Raw genomic sequence first — 6,571 nt, 5'->3', positions numbered from 1 at the left:
GTGGTGTGCTGGCCGTGGGGGCGGCGTTGCACTTCGGTGTCCCAGCTGGTTTCGACCAGGCGCAGGAACGCATCGACTGTAGTAGGCAATGGTGGCGTGTGATCTGTTGTGCGGCTGGGGTCGTCGTGGTCGTGCTTCCACTGCGCCATCAGGGCGTCCAGGTGTGACTGCAGTGCGGCGTCGAACTTGGCGGCCTCGATGTGGTCGAGTGTGATTCGCCAGCAGCTGCCGTGCTCGCCGGTGACTTTGGTGATCGAGCGTTGCGGTTCGGGCCGGGGTTCGGGTTCGGGTCGTGGTTCGAGTTTGACCGCGGTGCGCAGTTGGTTGACGGTGGCGACTCCGGCCAGTTGGGCGTAGTGCTCATCGGAGCCGTCGGCTGCCCGTTCGGCGATCACGCCGACCTGATCGAGGGAGAAGCGGCCCTCGCGCATGCCTTGGGCGCAGCGGGGGAACGATTCGAGTCGGTGCGCCACCGTTGCGATGGTGTGGGCGTTGCCCGGTGACACCCCGGTCTTCCAGGCCACCAGCGCTGGGATGGATCGGGCGCCGGTGGAGCCCCACAGTTCGTCGCGTTCGATCTCGGCGATGATCTCGACGATGCGCCCATCGATCGCGTTGCGCTGACCGGTCAACTCCGCCAGCTCCTCGAACAGCACCTCCAGGCGAGCGTCACCACGCGCTGCGACGCTGCTCACCGGTGCCATCGAGGTCATACCCACAGCATGGCAGCAGGGTCCGACAAGTAATGCCGCCGAATCGGCGCACGCCTGAAAGGCGTTTCTGGGACGGGTGATTATCCGATGTCGTGACCGACCGGGGGATTGGTGAACCACAGGTTCTCCTCGCGCAGATGGGCACTGCGCCAGCCTTCACCGGTGCGCACCAACTCGTGGTGGTAATAGCCGCCGCAGTAGCTCAACTCCGTCATGCTGGGCAACTGCAGGGGGTTGTAGAACATGGCTCGCACGCGCGCGCTGTCGCCGGTGAATTCGAGCACCTCAACGTTGGTGATGTAGTGCATCGACATCGGGATTGCCTGGAAGCCGGTCTCCAGCCAGTCGGCTACCTCGTCACGCGGGCCGCAGATGGCGCCGGCAGACGAGTAGTCGATTACGGCGTCCGCGGTGAAAACCGACCGATACAGCGCCCAGTCCTTGGTGTCGACGGCACGGGCGTAGCGGTAGAGAAGTGCGGAGATCGCCCGGTGGTCTTCGGGGCCGACGTGATCCGTCATGGGTGACTGTTCATTCCGGGAGTTCTGATTGCGTTGGGATGTCGCGTAGTTGCGCAGAGCCTAGTTCGCCCGGGGAGTTAAATCAGTCGCTTGACTGAAGTCGCGTTAACGGGTTGAGTCGAACGGTCGCAGCGAAAGGGTGCAGATGGGCAACGAGTTGGCCGGCAAGGTGGCAGTCGTCACCGGAGGCGCATCGGGTATCGGCCGCGGGATCGCCGAGCGATTTCTCGACGAGGGGGCGCGCGTCGTGATCGCCGACGTGGATCGCGAACGGGGTGAGGCGCTGGCCGGACAACTGGGTGCGGAGGTGGTCTTTCGGGTCGCCGACGTCTCCGACCCGGACCAAGTGGGCGCACTGGTCGAGTTGGCCGTCGAGAGGTTCGGCGGACTGGACATCATGGTCAACAACGCCGGCGTCTCCGGAACCATGCACAACCGGTTCCTCGACGACGACCTGGCCGATTTCCATCGCATCATGGCGGTCAATGTGCTCGGCGTGATGGCCGGCACTCGCGACGCGGCCCGGCACATGTCCAAGACCGGTGGCGGGTCGATCCTCAACCTGACGTCGATCGGCGGCATCCAGGCCGGCGGCGGTGTGATGACCTACCGTGCGTCGAAAGCCGCGGTCATCCAGTTCACCAAGTCCGCGGCGATCGAGCTGGCCCACTACGACATCCGGGTCAATGCCATTGCGCCCGGCAATGTTCCGACGCCGTTCGTGGCGTCGTCCGCGGCCGCGAATCTGGACCCGGACGCCCTGGAACGCTACGAAGCGGCGATCCGCGAGACGATGCGCGCCGATCGGCCCCTGAAACGGGAGGGCACCGCGGCAGATGTCGCCGAAGCTGCGCTCTACCTCGCCGGTGAGCGCTCCCGGTATGTGACGGGCGTGGTGTTGCCGGTGGACGGCGGCACCGTTGCGGGCAAGGCGATCCGTCGCCGCAGCAAGCCTGCTGATGGCGCAAAATAGTTAAATCAATCGCTTGACTTAATCGATGAGGCGCGGTTGACTGGCGCCGTGACCACCGCTGATCGCGTCGCGCGGGCCGAGCGGGCCAACAGCACGCGGGAGGCCATCCTGACCGCGGCCGAACGGCTGTTTGCCGAACACGGAGTGTTCGCGGTCTCCAACCGGCAGGTCAGCGAAGCCGCGGGCCAGGGCAACAACGCCGCCGTCGGCTACCACTTCGGCACCAAGACCGACCTGGTGCGCGAGATCGAGCGCCGCCACCGGGTGCCTGTCGAGCGGCTGCGCGAGGAGATGGTGTCGGATGCGGCGGAGTCGACCGAACTGCGGCACTGGGTGTCGTGCCTGGTCCGCCCGCTCACCGACCACCTGTCCGCGTTGGGCAATCCGACCTGGTATGCGCGGTTTGCCGCGCAGGTGATGGCCGACCCGGCCTACCACCACATCGTTGTCAAGGACGCGCTGAGTTCGCCCTCGCTGGTGCAGGTCATCGACGGCATCAACGCCTGCCTTCCGGATCTTCCGTTCCGCGTCCACCAGGCCCGCAACGTGATGGCTCGAAATCTGTTGATGCACACCTGCGCCGAACACGAGCGAGCGCTGGCGTCCGGGGTGCCCGGATCTGCGAGCTGGACCGAGGCCGGATCCGATCTGATCGACGCAATCGTGGGGCTGTGGCTGGCTCCCGTCACCGGGGATCGGGGAGGCCTGAAATGAAAGTGACCGCCGACCAAGACATCTGCGCGTCGTCAGGTCAGTGCGTGGCATTCGCGCCCCGCGTGTTCGACCAGCGCGATGAGGACGGTGTCGTCGTGGTGCTCGACGAATCCCCGCCTGAGGACCTGGCCGACGCAGTGCGCCAGGCAGCCCGTATCTGTCCGTCCGGAGCCATCAAGATCGTCGAGGAGTGAGCGTGACCGAAGCGTCCACCATTGCCACCACCGCAACGCCGGAGTATCCGATGAGCCGGGATGGCCGGTGTCCCTTTGCTCCGCCGCCGGAGACCATGGCGCTGGCCGCGCAGCGGCCGCTGAGCCGGGTACGGATCTGGGACGGCAGCACGCCGTGGTTGATCACCGGATATGAGGCGGTGCGCACGCTGTTCTCCGATCCCCGCGTGAGCGTCGACGACCACCAGCCCGGCTTCCCGCACTGGAACGAGGGCATGCGCGCCAGCGTGGATCACCGGCCCAAGTCGGTCTTCACCACCGACGGCGCCGAGCACATACGGTTCCGCCGAATCCTGTCGCCGGCACTGACCATGAAGCGCGTCGAAGCGATGAAGCCGGTGACGCAACGGATCACCGACGAACACATCGACGCGATCTTGGCCGGCCCCCAACCGGCGGACCTGGTCGAGGGCTTCGCGCTGCCGATTCCCTCGCTGGTGATCAGCGAACTGCTCGGCGTGCCCTACGAGGATCACGAGTTCTTCCAGCAGCACGCCACCATGGGGGTGGACCGCTACGCCACCTCCGATGACCTGGCCGCAGGCGCCACCGAACTCTCCAAATACCTGGTCCGGCTGTTGGAGGCCAAGATTGCCGACCCGGCCGAAGACATGGTCTCCGATCTGGGAAAGCGCGTGAAAAACGGGGACCTTTCGGTACGGGAGGCCACCCAACTGGGCACCGGGATGCTCATCGCCGGGCATGAGACCACCGCGAACATGATCGGTCTGGGCATCGCGGCGCTGCTGCGGGAGCCGGACAAGGTCGCCGAGAAGACCGAGGTGTTCCGCGTCGGCGACGACGCCGCGGTCGCCAACGCCGTCGAAGAACTCCTGCGCTACCTGTCGATCATCCAGAACGGCCAGCGCCGGGTCGCCCTTGACGACATCGAGATCGCCGGCGAGACCATCCGCGCCGGCGAGGGCATCATCATCGACTTGGCGCCGGCCAACTGGGACGCGTCGGTCTTCCCCGAGCCGGACGTGCTCGACCTCGAGCGGCCGGCTCGTCAGCACATGGCGTTCGGATTCGGACCGCACCAATGCGTCGGTCAGCAGCTGGCACGCGCGGAGATGGTGATCGCGTTCCGCACGCTGTTCCAGCGGATCCCCACGCTGAAGCTGGCGGTCGACATCGACGAGATTCCGTTCAAGAACGACCGGCTCGCCTACGGCGTCTACGAACTCCCCGTCACCTGGTAACCGCCCGATTGGAAGTGGATTGACATGTCGAGCACATCAACTCAAGGCATCGCGTTCTACCCCCCCGGCGGCTACGGGGCGCCCAAGAACCGTCACGGCCAGGCCGGCGCGGATGTGGGTCTGCCGGCAGGCACGGAAGTGTTCTCCGCCGACAATCACATCTCGATCGCCGACGACATCTTCTACCAGCGCTTCCCCGACGACCTCAAGGACAAGGCGCCCCGGATCTGGTACGAGGACGGTGCCTACATGGTGGGCCGAAAGGGACAGTCGTTCCTGCCGGGCGACTTCTCGGCGGTGCTGATGCAGTACGACGATCTGGCCGGTGCGGCCAGCAGCAACATCGAGGCCCGAATCCAGGAGCTGGCGACCGACGGTGTCGACAAGGAGCTGGCGTTCCCCAACGCGGTGCTGGCACTGTTCCACTTTCCCGACAAGAACCTGCGGGAGCGGGTATTCCGCATCTACAACGAGTACATGGCCGAGCTGCAGGAGCGCTCGAACGGTCACTTCTACGGGGTGGGTCTGATCAACTGGTGGGACCCCGCCGGTGCCCGGCGCACACTCGACGAACTGAAATCCTTGGGACTCAAGACGTTCCTGCTGCCGTTGAACCCGGGCAAGGACGACGACGGCAACATCATCGACTTCGGTGCCCGGGTGATGGATCCGGTATGGGACGAGATAGAGCAGGCCGGACTGCCGATCACCCACCACATCGGTGAAACCCCGCCGAAGACGCCCTGTGAGGTCAACAGCGTCGTGGTGGGGATGATGGTCAACGTCGACTCGTTCCGCGAGCAGTTCGCCAAGTACATCTTCTCCGGCATCCTGGACCGTCACCCTTCCCTGCGGATCGGCTGGTTCGAGGGCGGGATCGCCTGGGTTCCGACCGCTTTGCAGGACGCCGAACACCTGCTGGCCTCCTACCAGCACATGTTCACCCACCAGCTGCAGCACGACATCCAGCACTACTGGGACACGCACATGAGCGCGTCGTTCATGGTCGACCCGCTGGGCCTGCGACTGATCGATCGGATCGGGGTGGACAAGGTGATGTGGTCATCGGACTACCCGCACAACGAGAGCACCTTCGGCTACTCGGAGAAGTCGCTGGCCAGCGTTGTCGCTGCCCTGGGACCGCAGGACGCGGCAAAAGTGGTGAGCGGCAACGTCAAGGCATTCCTGGGGGTTTGATGACGCCTTGACGGCCACGCCGTCTCGGCCACCAGTCGGTTAAAGGAGCAGATCGCGCATGTCAGACACGGACTCGGCTCGTCCCAGCGCTGAGGAGATCATCCGTTATCACAAGGACCCGGCCACCAAGATCGCCACCATCACCTTCGACCGGCCCGACTACCTCAACGCTCCGACGTCGTCGGCGCGGCTGCGCTACGCGGACCTGCTGCGTGGGGCCAGCGTCGACAACGACGTCAAAGTTGTGGTGATCCGCGGTGTGGGGGACAACCTGGGCAGCGGCGCGGACCTGCCCGAGTTCATGGAGGGTGTGGACGACCCCGAAAAGCGGTTGGCCGAACTGCGTTTGGAGGGCATGGACGTCACCTATCCGCCCCAGGGCACGTTCCGCAACGGCGCCACCATCAGTTCCTGGTACGCCAACGTGCAAGCCGGCAACCGTCCGCTGCAGGAGCTCAAGAAGATCAGCATCGTCGAAGCAAAGGGCTACTGCTACGGCTGGCACTTCTATCAGGCGGCCGACGCCGACCTGGTGATCTCCAGCGACGACGCACTGTTCGGCCACCCGTCGTTCCGCTACTACGGTTGGGGACCGCGGATGTGGACCTGGGTGCAGATGATGGGGCTGCGCAAGTTCTCCGAAATGGTGTTCACCGGAAGGCCTTTCACCGCCGCCGACATGGAGAAGTGCAACTTCCTCAATAAGGTGGTGCCACGCGATCAGCTCGAAGCCGAGGTCGACAAGTACGCGCTGGCCTGCGCGCGTAACCGCCCGGTCGACACCGTATTCATGCAGAAGATGTTCTTCGAGGTCTACAAGCAGCATCAGGGCGAGTACATGGGCAGTCTGCTGTCGGCGTTCTTCGAGTCGATGGGCTCCGGTGTGGCGCCCGATGCCGATGACCTGATGCTCGGCGAGGCCATCGAATCCGGTCTGTCCGGAGCGGTCAAGGACAACGACTCGAGGTTTCCTCCCGACTTTCGGCTGAGCAAGTCCAGCCGCGACAAGGAATCCTGA

The 6,571-nt window shown here is 65.0% G+C and carries 8 protein-coding genes; 6 read left to right on the top strand and 2 right to left on the bottom strand.

The annotated features are described in order from the left end of the window. Together AWC18_RS03390 and AWC18_RS03385 are read right to left on the bottom strand one after the other, a co-directional pair. Positions 1–713: DUF222 domain-containing protein (locus AWC18_RS03390; protein WP_133054971.1), on the bottom strand; the 713-nt coding region annotated here is incomplete at its 3' end. An 80-nt stretch (positions 714–793) separates the two neighbouring features. Then, on the bottom strand, positions 794–1,234 hold the full coding sequence (locus AWC18_RS03385; protein ID WP_085137609.1) for a nuclear transport factor 2 family protein: 441 nt from the start codon (positions 1,232–1,234) through the stop codon (positions 794–796). A gap of 145 nt (positions 1,235–1,379) precedes the next feature. Here AWC18_RS03385 and AWC18_RS03380 point away from each other — a divergent pair, with 145 nt between their 5' ends. The 6 genes from AWC18_RS03380 to AWC18_RS03355 are packed head-to-tail and all read left to right on the top strand — an operon-like array spanning position 1,380 to position 6,571. Then, the gene (locus AWC18_RS03380; protein WP_065000041.1) at positions 1,380–2,207 is read left to right on the top strand and encodes an SDR family NAD(P)-dependent oxidoreductase; all 828 of its coding nucleotides are present in this window, start codon (positions 1,380–1,382) and stop codon (positions 2,205–2,207) included. A gap of 48 nt (positions 2,208–2,255) precedes the next feature. Next, positions 2,256–2,921, top strand: a complete 666-nt coding sequence (locus AWC18_RS03375; protein ID WP_085137607.1) for a TetR/AcrR family transcriptional regulator — start codon at positions 2,256–2,258, stop codon at positions 2,919–2,921. Beyond that, a complete protein-coding gene (locus tag AWC18_RS03370; RefSeq protein WP_065000027.1) occupies positions 2,918–3,115 on the top strand; it encodes a ferredoxin in 198 nt (65 codons plus the stop codon). Before AWC18_RS03375 ends, AWC18_RS03370 begins: the two co-directional genes overlap by 4 nt. 50 nt (positions 3,116–3,165) lie before the next feature. Then, positions 3,166–4,356, top strand: coding sequence for a cytochrome P450 (locus tag AWC18_RS03365; protein WP_065000040.1), 1,191 nt, complete (start codon positions 3,166–3,168; stop codon positions 4,354–4,356). A gap of 24 nt (positions 4,357–4,380) precedes the next feature. Beyond that, the gene (locus AWC18_RS03360; RefSeq protein WP_085137605.1) at positions 4,381–5,553 is read left to right on the top strand and encodes an amidohydrolase family protein; all 1,173 of its coding nucleotides are present in this window, start codon (positions 4,381–4,383) and stop codon (positions 5,551–5,553) included. A 58-nt stretch (positions 5,554–5,611) separates the two neighbouring features. Then, positions 5,612–6,571, top strand: coding sequence for an enoyl-CoA hydratase/isomerase family protein (locus AWC18_RS03355; protein WP_085137603.1), 960 nt, complete (start codon positions 5,612–5,614; stop codon positions 6,569–6,571).

Origin of the sequence: Mycolicibacter nonchromogenicus (assembly GCF_002101775.1) — a bacterium.
Lineage (GTDB): Bacteria > Actinomycetota > Actinomycetes > Mycobacteriales > Mycobacteriaceae > Mycobacterium > Mycobacterium nonchromogenicum.
This window is presented reverse-complemented; position numbering and strand designations above follow the sequence as displayed.

Excerpts from the sequence above, each read along its gene's own strand:
- AWC18_RS03385 (WP_085137609.1), bottom strand. The coding sequence starts at position 1,234 with ATGACGGATCACGTCGGCCCCGAAGACCACCGGGCGATCTCCGCACTT.
- AWC18_RS03380 (WP_065000041.1), top strand. The coding sequence starts at position 1,380 with ATGGGCAACGAGTTGGCCGGCAAGGTGGCAGTCGTCACCGGAGGCGCA.
- AWC18_RS03370 (WP_065000027.1), top strand. The coding sequence starts at position 2,918 with ATGAAAGTGACCGCCGACCAAGACATCTGCGCGTCGTCAGGTCAGTGC.
- AWC18_RS03365 (WP_065000040.1), top strand. The coding sequence starts at position 3,166 with ATGAGCCGGGATGGCCGGTGTCCCTTTGCTCCGCCGCCGGAGACCATG.
- AWC18_RS03360 (WP_085137605.1), top strand. The coding sequence starts at position 4,381 with ATGTCGAGCACATCAACTCAAGGCATCGCGTTCTACCCCCCCGGCGGC.
- AWC18_RS03355 (WP_085137603.1), top strand. The coding sequence starts at position 5,612 with ATGTCAGACACGGACTCGGCTCGTCCCAGCGCTGAGGAGATCATCCGT.